This window comes from Agrobacterium rosae (genome assembly GCF_002915175.1).
In the GTDB taxonomy this organism is placed as follows: Bacteria; Pseudomonadota; Alphaproteobacteria; order Rhizobiales; family Rhizobiaceae; genus Agrobacterium; species Agrobacterium rosae.
This window is the reverse complement of the sequence record NZ_NXEJ01000010.1, coordinates 43241-62967: the sequence shown is the minus strand read 5'-3', so window position 1 is coordinate 62967 and position 19727 is coordinate 43241. Positions and strand designations below refer to the sequence as shown.

General features: G+C 54.5%; 17 protein-coding genes. 2 read left to right on the top strand and 15 right to left on the bottom strand.

What is annotated here, in order from left to right; genetic code table 11:
- The 12 genes from flgK to CPJ18_RS21625 form a co-directional block, all read right to left on the bottom strand.
- Complete coding sequence (gene flgK / locus CPJ18_RS21680; RefSeq protein WP_077118728.1) at positions 1-1443, bottom strand: flagellar hook-associated protein FlgK; 1443 nt, start codon at positions 1441-1443, stop codon at positions 1-3.
- A 20-nt stretch (positions 1444-1463) separates the two neighbouring features.
- Entirely contained in the window at positions 1464-2735 is a 1272-nt protein-coding gene (locus CPJ18_RS21675) for a flagellar hook protein FlgE (RefSeq protein ID WP_103585024.1), read from the bottom strand.
- 264 nt (positions 2736-2999) lie between these two features.
- Positions 3000-3671 carry a response regulator transcription factor gene (locus CPJ18_RS21670; protein ID WP_077101584.1) on the bottom strand — a complete coding sequence of 224 codons (672 nt, stop codon included), beginning with the start codon at positions 3669-3671 and terminating at the stop codon, positions 3000-3002.
- A gap of 279 nt (positions 3672-3950) precedes the next feature.
- Complete coding sequence (locus tag CPJ18_RS21665) at positions 3951-4532, bottom strand: transglycosylase SLT domain-containing protein (RefSeq protein WP_077101583.1); 582 nt, start codon at positions 4530-4532, stop codon at positions 3951-3953.
- Entirely contained in the window at positions 4462-5901 is a 1440-nt protein-coding gene (fliK, locus tag CPJ18_RS21660; RefSeq protein ID WP_103659990.1) for a flagellar hook-length control protein FliK, read from the bottom strand. Before fliK ends, CPJ18_RS21665 begins: the two co-directional genes overlap by 71 nt.
- A 1-nt stretch (position 5902) precedes the next feature.
- A complete protein-coding gene (locus tag CPJ18_RS21655; RefSeq protein ID WP_103659989.1) occupies positions 5903-7144 on the bottom strand; it encodes a chemotaxis protein in 1242 nt (413 codons plus the stop codon).
- Between the two features lie 8 nt (positions 7145-7152).
- The gene (locus tag CPJ18_RS21650; protein WP_077118720.1) at positions 7153-8460 is read right to left on the bottom strand and encodes a MotB family protein; all 1308 of its coding nucleotides are present in this window, start codon (positions 8458-8460) and stop codon (positions 7153-7155) included.
- A complete protein-coding gene (locus CPJ18_RS21645) occupies positions 8453-9100 on the bottom strand; it encodes a hypothetical protein (RefSeq protein WP_103659988.1) in 648 nt (215 codons plus the stop codon). The genes CPJ18_RS21650 and CPJ18_RS21645 overlap by 8 nt, the downstream gene beginning before the upstream one ends.
- A gap of 186 nt (positions 9101-9286) precedes the next feature.
- Entirely contained in the window at positions 9287-10252 is a 966-nt protein-coding gene (locus tag CPJ18_RS21640) for a flagellin N-terminal helical domain-containing protein (protein ID WP_167397955.1), read from the bottom strand.
- Positions 10253-10530: 278 nt separating this feature from the next.
- A complete protein-coding gene (locus CPJ18_RS21635) occupies positions 10531-11412 on the bottom strand; it encodes a flagellin N-terminal helical domain-containing protein (RefSeq protein ID WP_077118716.1) in 882 nt (293 codons plus the stop codon).
- Between the two features lie 316 nt (positions 11413-11728).
- A complete protein-coding gene (locus CPJ18_RS21630) occupies positions 11729-12610 on the bottom strand; it encodes a flagellin N-terminal helical domain-containing protein (RefSeq protein WP_103659986.1) in 882 nt (293 codons plus the stop codon).
- A gap of 272 nt (positions 12611-12882) precedes the next feature.
- Positions 12883-13761, bottom strand: coding sequence for a flagellin N-terminal helical domain-containing protein (locus tag CPJ18_RS21625; protein ID WP_103659985.1), 879 nt, complete (start codon positions 13759-13761; stop codon positions 12883-12885).
- 35 nt (positions 13762-13796) lie between these two features.
- Between CPJ18_RS21625 and CPJ18_RS26875 the strand changes: the two genes are divergently transcribed.
- Both CPJ18_RS26875 and CPJ18_RS21620 read left to right on the top strand, forming a co-directional pair.
- A complete protein-coding gene (locus CPJ18_RS26875; protein WP_153366614.1) occupies positions 13797-13958 on the top strand; it encodes a hypothetical protein in 162 nt (53 codons plus the stop codon).
- A gap of 175 nt (positions 13959-14133) precedes the next feature.
- Entirely contained in the window at positions 14134-16056 is a 1923-nt protein-coding gene (locus CPJ18_RS21620) for an O-linked N-acetylglucosamine transferase, SPINDLY family protein (RefSeq protein ID WP_103659984.1), read from the top strand.
- Positions 16057-16155: 99 nt separating this feature from the next.
- Here CPJ18_RS21620 and visR read toward each other — a convergent pair whose 3' ends face one another.
- The 3 genes from visR to fliF all read right to left on the bottom strand — a co-directional run bounded on the left by visR (position 16156) and on the right by fliF (position 19694).
- A complete protein-coding gene (gene visR / locus CPJ18_RS21615; RefSeq protein WP_103659983.1) occupies positions 16156-16902 on the bottom strand; it encodes a transcriptional regulator VisR in 747 nt (248 codons plus the stop codon).
- 11 nt (positions 16903-16913) lie between these two features.
- A complete protein-coding gene (gene visN, locus CPJ18_RS21610) occupies positions 16914-17645 on the bottom strand; it encodes a transcriptional regulator VisN (RefSeq protein ID WP_077101561.1) in 732 nt (243 codons plus the stop codon).
- A gap of 357 nt (positions 17646-18002) precedes the next feature.
- Positions 18003-19694 (bottom strand): flagellar basal-body MS-ring/collar protein FliF, encoded by a 1692-nt coding sequence (fliF, locus tag CPJ18_RS21605; protein ID WP_103659982.1) that lies wholly within the window; start codon positions 19692-19694, stop codon positions 18003-18005.
- Between the last annotated feature and the right edge of the window lie 33 nt (positions 19695-19727).

Genomic DNA, 19727 nt, shown 5'->3' with positions numbered 1-19727 from the left:
TCAGTTCGCAGCCTCCATCAGCGTCTTCAAAAGCTCGTCAATCGTCGACATCAGTTTTGCGGCAGCCTTGTAGGATTGCTCGATATCCAGCATCTGGATCAGCTCCTCATCAAGGTTGACGCCTGTCGAGTTGGAATAGGCTTCGGTCGACTTGTTCAACATGGCCGACGAGCTTTCTGCAGCCGTCGTCGCGTTGCTACGATATTCTTCTACCCAGCCAGCAGAGTCCGTGGCGAAACTCAGCAAGGTGACATTCGTGGATATCCCTGCCTTGGGATCGAATTCGACCTGCGTGTTGAGATTGGCAGCGTACTTATACAAAAGCTCAGAGTAACCGGTCGAACCATCGACATTGGGGCTATCGCCAGCAATGCTGCCGTCACGAAGCTTGGTCGGCGTCGCAGTGGCATCGGCTGACACGCTGATCAAACCTGCCAGACCTGGAATGATCTCGGCAGTCGAAAAATCAACGTCCGAACCATCCTTGGTCGTGAACAGTCCAGCGATTGCGTCGCCGTTACCGTCTGTTTCAGCAAAGGCACCCATCACGCTGCGCGCGATCTCATCCAACTGCGCCTGATAATTTGGGTAGACCTGATCACGCAGCTGTAAAAGTGCCGGAAGGCTGCCCTTAGCCGTCGTGTTGCTGCCCTCGCCCATCTTTACGGCGACGCCATCGATGTAGATGTTGCTACCGGTGGCGCTGGCGTCATAGGCGGTCATCGAGTCAAACGACACTTTTCTCGCTGTCGTTTCGAACAGCGTCGTACCGTCGCTTGTGTAGATAGCGATGTCGTTATTCGAGCGAACCGCAGTCGAGATGCCGACGATCCCCGAAATCTGCTTGAGAATGCCTTCACGCTGGTCGAGCGCGTTGTTCGGATCGTTACCGGTGGCCGTGGCAGAGGTCACGGCATTGTTGGCCTGCTCGAATTGGGACAGAAGCTTGTTGAGTGTGCCGACGGTCGTGGCGATTTCACCATCAGCATCCGCTCTGAGCTGCTGAACTGACTGCGTCGATGTATTCAAGGAGTTTGCGACATCGGTCGCGGCGCTGATCGCCGCGGAGGCCAATGTCACATCACTTGGTGAAGCCGCATAGGTCTGCAAAGCGTCCTGAAAGGCAGCGAGGTAAGTGGAGGGCGCTGCGGTATATTCGGTGCCACCCAAGACGACGCTGAGCGAGTTCATGCCATCGAGGAACGTCTGTCTGCCTGCGTCGTCAGATGTCGCCGACAGTGCCTGCTTCAAAAGCGCAGTATCTTCCGTACGTTCGATTTTGACCGTGATTGCGCCTGTTGTGGCGTTCGTGGTCGTGATCGCAGTGCGGCGATTGTAATCAGCGGTGCTGGCATTCGAAATGTTGTTCGAAAGGACACCGGTCTGAACAGCAGTGTTGCTCAGAGTTGCCTTTGTCGTATTAAGCGCCGAAGCAAGCGACATTCACCCGTCCTTTAAAACTGTTATCGTACCAAGTTGATAAGAGTTTCCATCAGATCGGAACCCGTCTGGAATACCTTGGAATTGGCTGTGTAGCTGCGTTGCGCCTGGATCATTTCCGTCAACTCGGTGGCGATATCCACGTTCGAAGACTCGAGCTGCTTGGAGGCGATCGTACCGAAACCTGTTTGGCCGGCGAAACCGAGCGTCACGACGCCGGAGTCTGCGCTTGTCTGGAAAACGTTTCCTGAAAGGACTGACAAGTTGTCCGGGCTTGCGACATCGGCCAGCGGGATCTGGAAAAGAGCGCGGGCAGAGGACTTGGCATAAGTTGCGTAGACGGTGCCATCGGCAGTAATGGAGATGGACTGTACCTGCTCAGCCGGGTTACCGTTTACATTACCTTGTTCCATTGTCGACTTAGTTGCCGCGAACTGCGTCATGCCGGACAAGTCGATCGTGATGCTGGTGTCATTGTTCGGGTCGTCGATGACGACACTCGACAGATCAAAAGTCTTCGTATCGGGGTCAAAAGACATCGGCTCACCAGCGACTAAGGGGTCCTGAGAATAAGGGAAGGAGCCGGTGCTGGATGCATATTTCGCATCGTACACGCTAACTTCCCACTCGTTGTCTGCCGTCTTGGAAAAATAGAAATCATATTTGATTTCGTTGCCGAGAGCGTCATAACCGGTGACCGACGTCTTCAACGTGCTGATTTGATCAACAACCACGGTCGCATCTTTATCACTCGGGAGGTTCGCGGGATCCACGACCGGAGCGGAATCGCTCAGGTTGCCCGTCAGCGAACCGGAGGTCGAAGGCGTTGCCGTCATGCCGTTGGCCGAAACGTTGACTGGAACAAGACCGTCATAGCTGTTGATGACAGTGGTTGGTGTGGTGCCTGTATATTCATAGCCGAGAAGTGTGAAGCCGGCACTGTTGACGAGGTTACCGCTATCGTCGGCAGTAAATGAGCCGGAACGCGTCAGGTAGATATTGCCGGCCGTATCCTGAACAACGAAGAAGCCATCACCATTGATCGCAAGGTCCGTTGACGATTGCGTGGCCACCGCCGCGCCCTGTTGGGAGATCGAGTACTTTACGTTGGTATCGACGCCGCCGGAATTGTAGTTACCGCCGCTGGAGGACAAGACGAGCGAAGAGAAAGCAGTCGATGCGCTCTTGTAGCCGGTCGTGCTGGAATTCGCGATGTTGTCGCCGACAGTGCCCAGCTTGTTTGATTGTGCATTCATGCCGGACACGGCAGTTTTCATCGTTCCAAAAAGGCTCATCTCGAATCCTCTGTTCTTATCTGTACCAAAGTTAGGATGTGGGCCTTGCGTGAGGCTGTCTGTTTTTCTCTCTGTTAGAAAAGCCGAAGAAAATAAAATTTATCGTGGAACCTTTTTCGAGACCTGCCGTTAGTGTTGAAATTAAAGCATCTCGATTGTCGCCTCCGCCCAGGCGAAACGAATAACGCCGCACTCTTTTGGAGATGCGGCGCGGGACTTGCAGAGTTGATTTCGGAATAAACTCAAAGATTTAGAGGCGTATAGTCACGCCCAATCGATGCAGTAACCAAGAAACCTTTTAGAATCGATCGGGTCGAAGCCTAGCTTCTTGCGCAGTTTCTTGCGCAGCTTGCTTATGTGGCTCTCAACGACGTTCTCTTCGACTTCCTCATCGAAAATACCGTAAATAGCGTTGAAAATCTGTGCTTTCGAAACGCGACGTCCGCGGTTTGCGATTAAATACTCGAGAATTCGGCGCTCACGGCGCGGCAATGGGAAAACTTCACCGCTCACCTCTGGATCGCGTCCATCCGAGAATACCCGGATCGGTCCAGCATCTGTGAAATGCGTGAGAACCGACAGGCGACGGCGAATAGCTGCCGCGCGAGCAAGTATTTCACGTGGATGTACCGGTTTGCGGACGACATCGTCCACGCCCGAGTCAAACAGCGCCAGGGTAGCATCCAAAGAATGATGGTCGCTGACCGCAATCACCGGTGCCTGAGAACGATCACGAATAGCCCGCGGCAACTCGTGAGTTGCTTCCGCCTGACCGATCAAGAACGCTTCGATTGCCGCAATATCTGAGTCCGCTGCCGTGTTTACCCATTCGCCAAATTCAGCTGGATCAAATCCAGTTGAGGGAATTCCCTCGCGCCCAAAAAGGGCTGTGTACCCGTCCTTAACAAGCTTCCGCTCATCAACTACCACGATCATTCGTCCGCCTCCGAATCAGTGTAGCCAATCTACATGCTAGGGTGTACGAATCGCGGGAATCTCTCACAACTACAAAAAATCACAGACATTAATTAATAATTGATTAACCATATTGTCCCGATTTGATCTATATATAGTATGCCATTCCAAAATTAAGGATATTTTTTCGGGGGAAAAGTGCGAGTCAACCCACTTAGCGCTTGCCTTGCCTTTTTTGTCAGAATCTCGCCGCATTTGTTTAAGGTCTGGTTAATTGAACCATACTCAACTTTTGGTTGCTCAGCCCAAGCAGAAATTTCTCGCATTGGCAGTCCACTGGCCATACCCCGTGGCGATCAAATTGCTGATGACCCGGCAAACATAACGCTGTTGGGCGGGGTCATTATTGGGTCCCGCATGATATCTGGCGACTGCCATCGTCCATGTGTCATGACGATCATGGAGCCGTTTTAAGAACTGTGCGGCGTAAGCGACGTTCTTGGAGGGGTCGAACATTTCCGCAACGGAGTTGAATTCCGCACCGTGGAAATAGACGTTGATCTGCATGCAACCGATGTCGATCAGCTTCGCGCCGCTCCGTTGGGCATCTTCGACCAAGCGGTAGGCAGCCGGCAGATTTTCGGGGAAATACGCTTTGCCCTCAATGTTGATGGCATAGGGGCTCAGAGAGCCCTTGCGTCCCGTTTCAGTCAGTCCGACCGAATAGAGAATACCTTCCGGTATCCCGTAGCGATCTGCCGCAGCATGTATTTGCCGTTCGCAATCGACCGTGTTGACCGGTTGAGAAGCCTCACAGGTAAACGTGGTCAGGACGAGCACTGGCAACGCGAGCAGGTACTTCAGGGCGTGAAACGCTTTCATGGCTGATGGTCTCCTCTCTGGCGTTGCTTCCCGGCTGCCGATAGAACTGTTCCTGTTGCTTTTCTTCATGGCCGCGCTGCCCTTGTTGCGCACCCTGCTGGCCCGTATCCGCGGACTGGCGGTTATTGTTGGTACCGCTGTCCTGCCGGTCCGCACCGCTGGCAAGGGTTACCGTTACCTGTTCCACGGTAAAGCCCTGTGATTTCAATGCATCCAGAATGCCGGAGCTATCCTTTTGGAGCTCGCTATAACCCTTGAGCGTGTGTGCGGTCAGCTGCACGCTGAGCTCATCTCCGACCAGTTTCATGGCGGCGGTAACGTGCCCCAGGTCCACGGGTGTCATCTGGATCTTCAAGACGTGGACGACCTGCCCTGTGCTCGAGATCATCGGAGAGTTGCTCGTCTGGCCGGACATGGCTGTGGCCCATTCCGGGTCAGTCGCCATCGCCGTCGTGATGCTTGCTGCGTTGGATGTCGGTGCCAATCCTACAAATCGTCTGCTCTCCACCACCTGCACAACATCGGCAACATCACCTGAAGCCTTCGATACGTCGACCTTCGCAGATCCATCCTCGCTAGTCTCGAAATGGAGATCGAGAGCCGACGCATCCTGCTTCTGCAATCGCACGACCGTTGAACTGGTCGTCGCGCTTTCATCGATCGGCTCACCACCAAGCGCCGCGCCTGACACGGTACCCAATGCGGAGTTTCCATCACCGCGGGCCGGAGGTGCGTTCTGCTGGGTGGTTTGCTCGATCGGCATCACTGTCGAAGCAAGCAGCGTCAAAAGATCGTTGTTCTGGCTGGAGGCCTCGGGCAAGGCAACATCCACATCATCCACATCGTCGCCACTCTCGACAGTACCGTCCGTTTCAGAAAGTGCAGAGGAAGCAGATGTCTTACTCAATGCAGTGACGAGCTTCGCCAAATCGCTCATCACCGGCAGCGGCACAGTTTCATCCGTGGCCTCAAGGAGCGGCGCGATAGCGACCGGGCCAGCCTGCACGGTTTTGGCATTCTGAAGCCCATCGAACGGAACAGGTATCGCCGGCTGTGTGGTTGGCGGAACGACTGTAGCGTTCGTTGCCTCGAGAAAGATTCCCGGCGTGGTGATGGTCTTGTTGACGGCCGCAGTCGGTGCAGCGACGACAGGCGTCTCTGCGGTATCGGGCTGGGTAGCCGTTGCCGGTTGTGCAGCGTCGACATTGCTATTTGCAGATTTGCTGGCCGGAGCCTGCTTGGAAGGAGCGGCCTTGTCGAGCGTATCGGAAAAGCCCGATCCTCCCCGCTTCGACGAGCTATCTCTGTCCTGACGGCTCGCCTGACTGACAATCTCAGCATTACCGGGAATAGTCTTTAAGACATTCATTCTATCTCTCCTCCTGCTCCAGCAAGGAATCGATCTCGTTCAAGCGAGCGCGGCTCTTGTCGAAGAATTCTCTCAAAGGTGCTCCAGCAACGGCCTGCCCTGACTGTTTCTGTGGGTCGGCATCATCATTGCTGGCCTGCAAGACAGGCTTGCCATCATCTGCCAGGCCTGCCCCAATGCCTTCCGGCGGGCTTGCAGAGGCCGGCGCTCTTACGATTTGTTCGGCAATCGATCTGGCTGCATCACGGAGCGCAAGATCGCGCGAAGACAGTTCGTCGTTGGGTATGCTCGCCAGCGTCTCGCTGGCACTATGGACGGCGCCGCTTGGAACGTCTGCCAGGCCGGAATACAGCGCCGACAGAGGTGCCCGCGAGGTATCGCCAGTCTGTGATGTCAGCGCCTTCGCCTCGTCCGTCGCAAAACGCGCCAGCTCGACCTGGCCTCGTAAAGAGGCCTGACGCGCGATGCGCAGATAGATTTCCTCGGCCCGTTCGGGATCCATCAAATCCGCGATTTCCGTGATGTTATCCTTGGAAACCGACCCGAAGCTTTCGACAACGAAACTTACGAAGAGATCGGCGAACTGTGATGCGTAGGGCGAATGCAGAAATCTCACTGCATATTTTCGAACGTATTCGAGGGTCTTTTCGTGCTGCTTGGTCTGTATCATCGCGATGATCGATCGCCGCAACGCAGCCTCTTCGATTATCGTACCGGGTGCCGTAAGACGCGCATCATCGAAGAAAACAAGCGACGCCGCGGGATCTCTGGTGACGGCAATGTTGCCAGCAATCAGCATCAGATACGGGCCGAGAACACCCTTGCGATATTCGGGAAGAATATCGGTGATGATCTTTTCGACTTGCACGCCGCGCCCGTTGAAATATTTCTGCAGAACGTTGATGACGCGGGAATCGAAATGTCCCTGAACGTCGCGCGCAACGAGATAATCAAGCGTTTGCGGGTTGCCGCCACTCATGATGTAGGCGAGCGCCGCATCCGCATTTCGTGAATCCTCGAAGATCGACGCGTCGGCCGTTCTTAAGGTCGAGTCGATGGTTTCCAGAAGATATTTCTGCATCTCCCGCGCGGAGTGATCGCCCATGACGACCGAGTCCTGAACGAACTGGAGGGATCGCAGGATTTTGGCCGGCGGCAGATCGCTCTGAGCGTATCCGTGACTGGCGCTGGCCAGCCACGGAATACCCAGAAACAAGACAGCAATGCGGGTCGATTTCATCATCCGCTGCCTCAACTATCCTCTAGCAATATTTCGATGCGACGGTTTGCACCATTCAGCGGATCGTCTGAGGTTTGCAGACGCCGGTCGGCAAAGCCGGACAATTGCTTGATGCGCGTCTCGTCTAAGCCTCCGCGAGACAACATGAAGTAAGCCGCGTGAGCGCGATCCATCGACAGCGTCCAGTTGTCTTTACCGTCACTGCTGTAGGGCCGCGCATCCGTGTGTCCGCGAATGACGATAGCACCTTTCTGCTTGCTCAGAACTTGGCCGATTTTTTCCATGGCCAGCACGAGATCTTTTTGCGGCACGGCAGAGCCGATACCGAACATGGCAGTATTGGCCTTTTCAGAAATCGTGATCAGAGTTCCGCCTTCTGCCGGTGTGACGACGATGCCTTCGGCCAGTTTGCCAGCAACACCGGAGACCTGCTGGGCAATCTCGTCGCGCAATTCCTCCGTCGTCTTTTCCTGCGCGGCATCTGCTGTCGATTTTGCAGAAGCGTCTGTTTTCCCAACCTTCGTCTTGCTTTGTTTCGAAGACGGTTCGCCTATCTCATCGACCGAGCCCGGATCGACCTTCTGCGCCTTGACATCCGTGGCCTTCAAAGGCGGAGACGGTTCGCTGTCATTGATCACACTGGCCATGTCCTGTGACGCGACCACCGCTTTTGGATCCGTTTTCTTTTGTGCCTTTTCAGGCAGAGCCGTATCCTGGATCGCTATGCCGCCCTGATCGGGGCGCACGTCAACCTGTTTGCTCCAGAAGTCCGGATCGAACGGGTCGCGATAGGCCTCACCGCCGGACGCGCCGGTCGATGGACCGGAATTGCTGGCACCGCCCTCGCCCTTGGCGCTGACATTGGCCTGCTGTCCGACTTCCTGCGCGATTTCAGCCAGAACCGCGTAAGGGTTTTCGAAAAACGCGGCTTCGGAATAGGCCGTTTTGTCGCCAGAAGACGATGTCATGTCATCGCCGCTGGCCGCTGCGGCAGCATCGTGAGACTTTTCGGCTTTGGTATCGGATTTTTGCTGCGAATCCTCGCCCTTTGCCGTCTTTGCCGGCTGCTTCATTCCCTTGTCGGCGGGCTTCTCGTCCGTCAGCTTGATCGGATTGAAATAGCTGGCGACTGAGGCCTTGGTTTCCTCGTTGGCGGCATTGACCAGCCACATCACAAGGAAAAAGGCCATCATAGCGGTCATGAAGTCCGCATAGGCGATTTTCCAGGCACCACCATGCGCACCGTCGTGGTCACCCTTGTGACGCTTGACGATGATGATTTCATTTTTGCCGTGATGGTGATTTTCGCCTTCACTCATCAGCCAAACCCCGTGCGTTCTGGAAGAACTCCGCCAGTCTCGTCATTAAGACTGAGCTATCCAGTTGAACTTTAATATCAATATCGTCTGACTCGTCGTAATCGACCTGATTGTCGACCGGGCCTAAATCGTCGCGGATTTTGGACAAGAGATGCTCTGGACCGGTGATCTTGATCGTCCCAGCATACCCGCCTTCAATCTCACGAGTGATCTCGGCTGAAATATCTGCGGCAGTCGTTTTCGCGAGCTCCCGCTCCATCACCAAGGCGAACAGGCGAAAACAGGCTGCCTCGACATTTCCGGCAATCGCCTGCTTCATGGATATGACAGACGTAGCCAGATGCGTTGCAATCTCATCCTCGTAGCGAGTCTGCATCGCCTCCAGCTCTTTGCTGTGAAGGGCGCGCAGTGCCTCCAGTTCAGCCTCTTGGCTGAGAAGCTGTTCCCGTTTGCCCGTTTCTTCGCCTTCGGCAAAAGCTTTGCGCTTTTCCTCATCGAGATCGATGGCGATTTCGGGTTCCGGCAGCCAGGCACTTTCAAAGGAAGATACGGATGTCTCGGGCTCGAATACGCTTGGTGCTTCAGGCGGCGGGACGAACTGGCTGAAGTCCTTGAGATATTTCGCTAGCGCTCCGCTCATAGCCGCACCTCGCCCAATATCGCGCTTGTCTTTTCTATGGAGAAGAGAGTCATGAAATAATCCAAGGCATTTAGATACAGCCAGCGGAGCGACGTCGCACTTTCCGTGAGAGCGCGAAAACCCGGCAGCAATTCAGTGTCCGAAAGTAGAGGTTCAAACTTGTGCGAGGATGAACCCCACCGCACATCATCCGAAGAGAGTCGCTATGCTCTTGCGATGGTTGTTCGCCATGGACACCACCTCCACTGCCAAATCACGCTGCGTCTTGTATGCCGTCAGCTTTGTCGACTCTTCTTCCATGTCGGCGTCGACCAAGCGGCTCACGCTTTTATCCATAGAATCTTTCAGCGAACTGACAAACGTGGTTTGCTGGTCCATCCGGTTCGACATCGTACCGAGAGAGCCTCCCAGCTCATTCAGCTTTTTCTGCAATTGGCCAACGACATAAACCATGTCATCCAGTTCATCATTCGTCGTCGTGTCCGAAACGGCGATTTCCGTACCGGTCACTCCGCTCGCTGATCCCGCATCCAGGAGATAGTATTCTCGCGCGGGAGAGGTGACGTCGGGATTACGCGCACTGGCGTCAATGCCTGCGGTGAGCAAACCCCTGCTTGCGTCGCTGGTATCCACCATTGTGGTCTGGGTGGTGTCAACGCTCAGATATTGCAGGGAAATCGCGCCGGACACATCCTTGTGAAACGAAAACGGCACGGACTTGGTGTCGGGAAGCTGTTCAGCGGTGTTGTACAGCCAATTGTCGCCCGAGAAACTGGCGGCCTGCGACACGGACTGAAGGTTGTTTTTCAGCGCACTGATCGCGCCGTCGATTTGTCCTCTGTCCGCACCCGGCTCATATGCCGTCGTCAATTGCGTCATGATCTGATCGACCACACCAATCAAAGACGTTACCGCTTCATAGGCCGTATCGGCCTTGGATGCGCCAAGATTGAGGGCATCGCCAACGCTTGTCAAAACACTTGAATCCGACTTGATGTTTGTGGCCGTCGACCAGTACCCGGAATTATCCGCCGCAGACGCTATCTTGTAACCGGACGTGACGCGTTCCTGCGTTTTCTGCAGGGTGTCATCGCTAAACAAAAGCGTCTGAAGTGCACTCTGCACGGTGCCGGAGGAGATGATCTTGGTCATGGTACCTACATTGGGCAGGGAGTAATAGGACATGCCAGATTATCTGGCGAAAGCCGCGCTCTCATCATGAAGAGGCATAGGTGCGAAGCGATATGATCGCTGCATGGCTTAGGGTTAACGAAATGTGAATCCCGTTACAAGCCATATACAAGCCCAAGCTATAGCGAAACTTGCGTGATGGGGCCGGTGACACGCTATTGCGTCTTGACGGACCACCGACATGAAAAAACCGCGCCTCCTTTTCAGAGGGCGCGGTTCTGATGTTGAAAAAATATATTTTACTGCTGGAAGAGCGACATGATGTTGGAGGCGCTGGAGTTTGCAATCGAGAGCGACTGGATCGCCAACTGCTGCTGCGTCTGGAGTGCCGACAGCTTGGCCGATTCCTCTTCCATATCGGCGTCGACCAGACGGCTCACACCGGCTTCGATCGCATCCGACAACTTGGCGGAATAAGAATCCTGCAAATCGATACGGGTCTGAAGCGCGCCGATGGCTGCAGCAGAGTCCGTCAGTCCGCTCATCGCGGTTTCGACGATGTCCATAAAGGCGTCAATGTCGCCCTGCGTCGAAGCACTGGTCAGCTGCACGCTCATGATGCTGCCGAGGATACCTGCTTCCCCCACACCGTCGGCATTGATGGTGCCAAACATGGCGTAGGAACCGATGTTAAATTTCGCCGTGGTGACGCTTACGCCGCCATCGGAGGTGCGGATAAAGCCATCGACAACGCTTGCCTGGGTCGTATCACCGGCCACCATCCAGTTTTCACCGGAGAACGAAGCACCCTGGGCGATAGCGGAAAGCTGTTCCTGAAGCTTGCCGATTTCCAGCTGAATCTGGTCTTTGTCTGTCGATTCTTCGGAGGCGGTGACCAGCTTTGCCTTGATATTGTCGACGGCGCTGATCGCGCTTTCCATGGCCGCATAGGCGGTATCGACCTTTGCAGCGCCAACACCCAGAGCGTCCGAAGCGGCATTCAGCGCTTTATTGTCGGAGTTCATCGTGGTCGAAATGGACCAATAAGCTACGTTGTCTTTCGCCTGGGCAACGCGGTAACCGGACGAAACGCGGTCCTGTGTGCCGGAAAGGTCTGAATTAATCGAGCGCAGCGTCTGAAGAGCAGACATTGCAGAGGTGTTTGTCAAAATACTGGTCATCTTCAGGGCGCCCCTTTGGCAATTCTTTAAGAAGAGACATTCCGGTCAGGCCGGGAAACGCGGCAGTCAGCTTCATGCTTACCGACCCAATTGTTCGGTGCGCTGTTTCGATGACCACAGAAAACAGGTTTATGGTTAACAAAGGTTTAATCGTAGGGCTTTTTTTACTTACATGAATGGAAGATTAAGGCGGAAAATCACTGTTAATATCTGATAACATACTGTTAATATTGGAAAATTCTCAATTCTCTCCTCGTTAATTTTCCAAAAAAAAAGCCGCGCAAAAGCGCGGCTTTTTCGTTCAATTTGAAAATCATTAACCTCTGAAGAGGGTCATGATGTTCTGCGAAGAAGAGTTGGCAATCGACAGCGACTGGACGGCCAGCTGCTGCTGGGTCTGAAGAGCCGAAAGACGTGCAGATTCTTCTTCCATGTCAGCGTCGACAAGACGGCTTACGCCAGCTTCAATCGCATCGCTCAGCTTGCTGGAATAGTCATCCTGCATGTCGATACGCGAAGAGAGAGCGCCGAGAGCAGCTGCACCGTCCGTCAGGCCATCCAGAGCGGTCTGAACAGTCGTGAGGAAGGCATCGATTTCGCCCTGTGTCGATACGCTTGTGAGAGCGATGGTCATGACGGCAGACAGAATGCCACCGCTGCCAACGCCACCGGCAATGGTCGAGAACATTGCGTAGGAGCCAGCGTTGAAGGTCGCAGTCGTAACCTTAACGGAGCCAACGGAGTCACGGATAAAGCCATCAACAACAGTCGTCTGGGAGGATGTGTCACCCTGAACAGCCCAGTTTTCACCGTTGAACGAAGCGGCCTGGCCGATAGCTGTCAGCTGTTCCTGCAACTTGGTGATTTCAAGCTGAACCTGCTCTTTGTCGACAGATGTTTCGCTGGCGGTTGTCAGCTTCGCTTTGATTTCGTTGACGACGTCGATCGAGCTGTCCATGGCGGCATAGGCAGTATCAACCTTGGCAGCACCAACGCCCAGAGCATCCGTCGCAGCGTTGAGCGCTTTGTTGTCGGAGTTCATCGTCGTGGAAATCGACCAGTAGGCGACGTTATCAGCAGCTTTGCCAACCTTTTGACCGGACGAAACGCGGTCCTGTGTCGTGGAAAGGTCAGAATTGATTGTGCGGAGAGTCTGCAAAGCAGACATGGCAGATGTGTTAGTCAAGATACTGGTCATAGTATTAATTGCCCCTTTGGCAAGTATAGTTGAAGGGACATCCCGGGTTCACCGGTGAACAACGATCAGCGTCATGCCTGCCGAATACTATAGTTAACTTCCGGCCGTCGTTTCGATAACCCGATCTAACATCATTAAGGTTAAGGACTTCCAAACATTGTATAAAAATTTAGTTAATTTCTAAATAAAATGAGTAATACTTTGTTAACGAACCAAAACGCAAAAGGCCGGACCTCGCGGTCCGGCCAGTTTTTTCAGTTGCCGTAATCGTCTTAACGGAACAGAGAAATAATGTTCGAAGACGAAGAGTTGGCGATGGACAGCGACTGGATAGCCAGCTGCTGCTGTGTCTGGAGAGCCGACAGCTTTGCCGATTCTTCTTCCATGTCAGCGTCAACCAGACGGCTGATACCGGCTTCCATGGCATCGCTCAGCTTGCTGGAATACTCGTCCTGAAGATCGATACGTGTCGAAAGAGCACCGAGGGCAGCTGCACCCTTCGTCAGCGAGCCAAGTGCAGTTTCAACCGTGGTCAGGAAAGCGTCAATCTGGCCCTGCGTCGATACGCTTGTGAGAGCGATGGTCATGACGGCAGACAGAATGCCACCGCTGCCAACGCCACCGGCAATGGTCGAGAACATTGCGTAGGAACCAGAGTCGAAGGTCGCTGTTGTGACCTTGACCGCGCCAGATGTGTTGCGAATGAAGCCGTCAACAACGGTTGTCGTCGAGCTGTCGGAAGACTGAACAGCCCAGTTCTCACCGTTGAACGAAGCTGCCTGACCGATAGCTGTCAGCTGCTCCTGAAGCTTAGTGATTTCGAGCTGAACCTGCTCTTTATCGACAGATGTTTCGCTGGCGGTTGTCAGCTTTGCCTTGATTTCGTTGACGACGTCAATCGAGCTGTCCATGGCCGCGTAGGCTGTGTCTACCTTGGCTGCGCCAACGCCGAGTGCGTCAGTTGCTGCGCCGAGTGCCTTGTTGTCGGACTTCATCGTGGTCGAGATGGACCAGTATGCAGCACCGTCGGAAGCGTCGCCGATTTTCAGGCCGGTGGAAACGCGATCCTGGGTCTTGCCGAGGTCGTTATTGATGCTACGCAAAGTCTGGAGAGCAGAGCTGGCGCTGGAATTGAAGTTGATGCTAGACATAAGTTGCCCCTTAAAACGCGGTACAAGAGAGGGACATGCCGGATTACGAGTACCGGCGCGAACGGTTCGGCATCATGCCACTCGGTTCCGTTTTCTACTGGACACCAAACCCGCCACGCAGGTTCAAAATGCGCGGCAAGCATTTCCAAGTTCTTAATTTCAGGGATATCCCCAGACCCGTCGATTTTGTTGGTTAATGTTGCGCAAATGGCCTGAGACAGGGGTTAACCACAATGAAGCAGGCAAGGCGCAAGCAGACCTGTTTCAAGCAAGGTTCGTGCAGTATCTATCAAAACTCTAAATCGCCAAGATCTGCGTCCGTCACGGGCTAGCGTCCCAAAACAAAGACGGCAAGAGGATAGAACGAGACAAATGTTAAACGAAATCAGCTATTCCGCCGCATCGAAACATTTCAAGACGGGCCAATACACGGAGGCTCTTTCGACGCTGAACCAGCTGATCGACACAAAACGCGATGCGCGCACCTATGCGCTGCTGGCGAAAACCTGTTTACGGATCGGAATGCCTGAGCAGGCCGCGACATCTTACGAACTCGCATATCAACAGGACGGTATGGACGCCGAGAGCTATCTCGTCGAAAGCATCAAACTCTACTTCGACTGCGGACAAAAAGACAAAGCGCTCGCGCTGTCCAACAAGCTGATCCACAAATTCCACAAATACCCCGATATCACCTATATCGTCGGAACAGTCCTGCTGGAGCGTGGCGAGCCGCGCATTGCCCGGGCTCTCAAAAATATCTTGATGAAAAGCGACACCATCGAGCACATCAAGCTTGGTGCGCGGATCGCTATCACGACCTGGGATTTGTTCGATCCGAAGGACATCGAGACCGCGCGCCTGCTTTTGGCGAAGTTGCCGCGCCAGCAGGCCGTTCGCCTGATGTATCTCGTGTTCTGCCGCGAACACAGCAAGTTCGATGCGATCGAAAAGCACCAACCCATAATCGATGCCGCCGTTGCCGCTGGAGATACGTCCTTCATCTCACTCGATGGCACGTTCTTCAATATCCATTGGAGCGATAACGAACACATCAACCAGCTGGCGCGCAGCAATACCCCTGCTTTCACGCCAGAGATGACCGCCAAACGGCATCAGATGCCGCATGAGTGGGGACAGAAGATCCGGATCGGCTATCTCTCTTCCGACTTGTTCGACAAACACGCCACCATGAAGCTTATTCGTCGGGTTCTTGAACTGCACGACCGCGACCGCTTTGAGGTCACCCTGTTTTGCCATTCAGATCCGGATCTGCTGAAGACAAACCAGGCCGATCGCGCCTTGTGGGGCAATGTCGTCACCATCAGAGACATGACCAACGAAGAGGCCCTCGCCGAAATCAAGGCGCGTAACATCGATATCCTCGTTGACCTGAAAGGTCACACGGCTGGCAACCGCACGGCCATCCTGAACATGGGTGCAGCTCCCGTGCAGGTGGCGTGGATTGGCTTTCCAGGCTCGACAGTCAATGTCGATCTGGACTACGTCATCGGCGACCATCATGTGCTGCCAGACAGCTCAAAGCCCCATTACTACGAAAAATTCGTCCGCCTGCCGGACAGCTACCAGCCCAACGATCCCATCAATCGACCCCTTGCGAAACAGATCAGTCGTGGCGATGTCGGTCTGCCGGAAGACGCCTTCGTTTTCGCGTCGTTCAACGCAAACCGTAAGATCACGCCACGCACGGTGGAGCTCTGGTGTGACATTCTGAAGCGCGCACCCAACAGCGTGATCTGGATTTTGCACAACAGCCAGGATAGCAAGACGAATATCCTCGCCAAGTTCATCGCCATGGGAATTTCCGCAAAGCGCGTCTTCTTCATGGGCAAGCTGGAGTTTGAACTTCACCTCAATCGTATCACCGTCGCTGATCTCGGGCTCGATACATTCCCGGTCAACGGACATACGACGACCTCGGAACAGCTTTGGTCCGGCCTGCCCGTTCTGACGATAAAGGGCACCAATTTCGCATCGCGCGTCAGTGAAAGCCTGCTACACGCGATCGGAACACCGGAATTGATTGCCGAAAACGAAGCGGCTTATGTGGATCAGGCCGTTGCCCATGCTCTGGACCCATCACAGCTGAAGGAAATCCGCGCCCGCATCAATGCGAACCGCTTCACAAGCCCGCTCTTCGACGCCGAACGCTACTGCCGTCATCTCGAGGCTGCCTATGAGACGATGAGCAAGCAGGCAAAAGCAGGCAAGGCACCCGATCACTTCGACGTGCCAGCCCTGCCCGCACGCACCGAGCCTTTCCTCGTCAGATAAACCGACGCAGTGACCTGAAAATCAAACACGGTTTTCAGGTCACGACCTGACTACGAAATGATCAGATAGTGCGCGCCAAACCGTGCAGTGACCTTCGCTTTAATGAATGTAGCCCATACGGATCGCCTTCGCGATCGCCTGGATTCGGTTGACCGAATCGAGCTTTATGGTAGCCGAGCCGAGATAGGCGTTGACGGTGTGAACCGATAAGCCGAGCTTGACAGCGATTTCCTCACTGATGCGCCCATCGCCCGCAAGTTGAAGGCAGGCGACCTCTCGTTCGCTCAGAGATTCCGCAGGCGTTACACGACGCTCATCAAGTGCAAGCAGATCGACCATGATTTCAGTGCATTTGATGTGCTGCTCAAGAACCATCTCATTATCCAGCAGCAGGTTCCCACCACAAAACACTACATACCCGTTGCCAATCGTCCCTAGACGCGCAGGAAGAGCCAGTCCCGCATAGGAAAGATCATCGTTGACGAGCCTGACCATCAGCGCGGGAACGTCAGGTATCTCTGCGAAGCCCGAACCGTTTTCGCTCTTCCAAGTTACTGGCAGCAGCGAGTGCTCCATGTGGTCGAGCAGTCGCTCCCCCATGGACTGGACGAGACGGGCGCTTTGCTCATTGGCGTTGATGCCCCAATTCTCTATCTCGCAGAACAGTTTCCGTTTGTTTGGAAAACCCGAGGCGACTGCACGCAGGACCACAAAGTTCTTCGCGCCGAGAATCCGCTGTATCGCGACCAGTTTGGGAAAAAGATCAGATCGGCTGGTGGAGACATTTGCACGGGTGGAACCGGCATATTCGCCGTTTGATGCCTCGGATTCCTTATAATAGCCCATCCCACGCGCCCTCATACAAGATTATTTCGAACCGCATAGGCAATGGCCTCGGAGCGGGTCTTTGTTGCTGTCTTACGCATGACGCTGGTAATGTAGTTATTGATGGTATTGCGGGAAATTCCAAGGATCGTTGCCATTTCGTCGCTGGTCTTGCCTTCCGCGATCCAGAAGAGGCATTCGAGTTCACGCTCGGTCAAATCGATGTCACGCTCGACCCGAGATTCGGCGATAATGCCAGAGCTTGCAAAATAACCCGCCAGCATGGCGGCCTCGCGCAGGCGGTCATCCACCGGTACGCCATCTTCCACAAACAGCAAAAGCAGCGAAAAACGAACGCGACCGACACAAAAGGTCAAGGCGCAGTATTTTCGGTCAACGCCATGGGGAATGACAGCATCGTCAGGCAGAAACAGCATGCGCGGCTTGAGAAGCGCCAGGCATTTTTCCATCTCGCTGACGCGGTTCTGGTTGTTGGTCAGCTCCGCACCCAGCCTTCGCACGAGATCGAATGGCCAATCGGATGTGATGATGAAATTGAGGCCAGCCTCCTGAAGAAGATCTTCACGCGCCAGAAGATAGTGCGACGCGCCAGCAAAGGTCGCAAGCATTTCCACCGCAGCTGTAACGTTACCGTCAGTAGCCGCAATCGAAATATTTCGAATGAGTTGATCGCGCGGCAATAGCTTCACCGACCTATCAAACGGCGCGGCTGACAGCCTGCGAACATCAACATCCACCTTCAATAGCCTACGCCCTCTTGCTCTCCTGATCGGAGATTATTTAACCGGGATGGAAATCATTTCCATTCAGAACACAATCACAGTCCGTGGCTTGCATATCTGGCGACCGAATCATTTCATTTTAGGAAAAGCTACAGGGAAAACCATTCACAGTCGAAGGCATCCCCGCATTTATCTCCTGATCATACCACGAAAGCATATTGATGTTATCGACCTCGCACAGAGTTGATTTCAACTATTCCAACGTAAATTGTCGATTTGATGAACAAATTGTAAATTTCGTTCCAAATCAGACCATGTGCGCCAATGTGATGCAAGAGATAAAACGGAAGAAGGCCGGTGCTGGACCGGCCGTCTTGTTCAAGCTGCTTTTTCGATTGCCCACTTGCGCAGGATTTTGGCGGCGCGCTCTTCGCTGATTTCCACCATGCGGGAAAGGCGACGTTCCGGCCCTTCGCGAACCCGGCGGTTGAAATCGCCGCTGTCGCCATCGCCCGAGAGAAGGTCGTCGGTGCTGTCGAAGCCGAAGTCCGCACCGAAGCCATCCATGAGGCCGCCACCCGCGCTTGTTCCGCCCATGCCGGGAGAGAAGTCCGGCAGTTCGAGACCAGCTGCATCCTGACCGAGTTCCGCTGTCGAAGAGGCGCTTCCGCCGGACATGGAGCGAACGATGGGGCGGACACCGAGCCAAACGACCAGGAATGCGACGACGACGAAGGCGAGAGAGTTGATGATGCCGGCAGAGTTGCGGCTCATAACTTCCATGAAGCCCGGGCCAGCCACTGCCTGATCAAGAAGCTGCGTTTCCAGGAAGTCCATGGCGGTGATGGTCACGACGTCACCACGATCGGTCGAGATACCGGCAGCGGACGCCACGATCTTCTGCATTTCGGCAAGATAGGCATCGACCTTGGCCTGATCGGACGGTTCACCGATCATTTTCGCAAGACGGCCCTTATTGACGACGACGGCAATCGAAATCTTGTCGACGGTGTAGCCATTGCGCACAGTGGCTGTTGTCTTCGAGTTGATTTCGTAGTTGGTCTGTTCTTCCTTCTTTGCCGTCTCATCCGAAGACTTCGGACCACCGCCACCACCCTGTGGGGCCGCCTGTGGAACGTTCTGCTCTACGGTCGCAGCCGAGTCCGGCGTGGTTTCCTGAGACTTCTGATCTTCCTTGGTGGTGCGGACGGACCGTTCGACGCGCGATTCGGGATCGAAAACAGTCTCCTGAATCTGCTGGCTATCGGTGTTCAGCTCTGCCGTGACAGTGGAGCGGAAGTTGTCCATGCCGAGAAATGGTGCGAGCGCTTTGTCGATCTTGGTTTCGAGTTCCTGCTGCACATTCTGTGCAAGCGTCAGGGAGCGGTTCAATGCGCCGTTCCCGACATCATCGCCGGATGCGAGCAGCTGACCGGTGGAGTCGAGCAGAGTGACGTCATCGACCTCAAGGCCGGGAACAGCCGAAGCGACGAGGTGGCGAATAGAGGATGCGGCCTTGCGGCCCGCCGAGGCACTGGCGCGGATCATGACAGAGGCGGTCGGCTTCTGCTCTCCACGGCGAAAATTGCCGACATCGGGCATGACGATGTGTACGCGTGCGGCGGCAACACCATCGATCTGCTGAATAGAACGGCCAATTTCGCCCTCAAGGGCGCGAACGCGTGTGACTTCCTGCATGAAGGATGTGAGACCCAGCGAGCCGACATTGTCGAAAAGCTCGTAACCGGCATTGGCGCTATCGGGCAGCCCGCGTTCCGCAAGCAGAAGACGAGCCTTGCTCGTCATGCCAACGGGCACCTGAAGGCTGGTACCATCGGCTCCCACCTGGAAATCAACATTCGACTCGGCAAGAGCGATGCTGATCTTGTTCAGATCCATGGTCTCAAGGCCGACATAAAGTGTCTCATAGGCAGGTTTGTTGACATAAAGCGCGGCTGCAAGAATGATCGCCATGGACAAAACGCCCACACCACCCAGCACCAAAAGCCGCGTCTGGCCAAGAGCCGCGATATTTTTTAAAACCTGAGGGAATTGATTTAACAGATTCATTCTGTCCCGCACCGTCGTTCAAAGAGTCCAGAA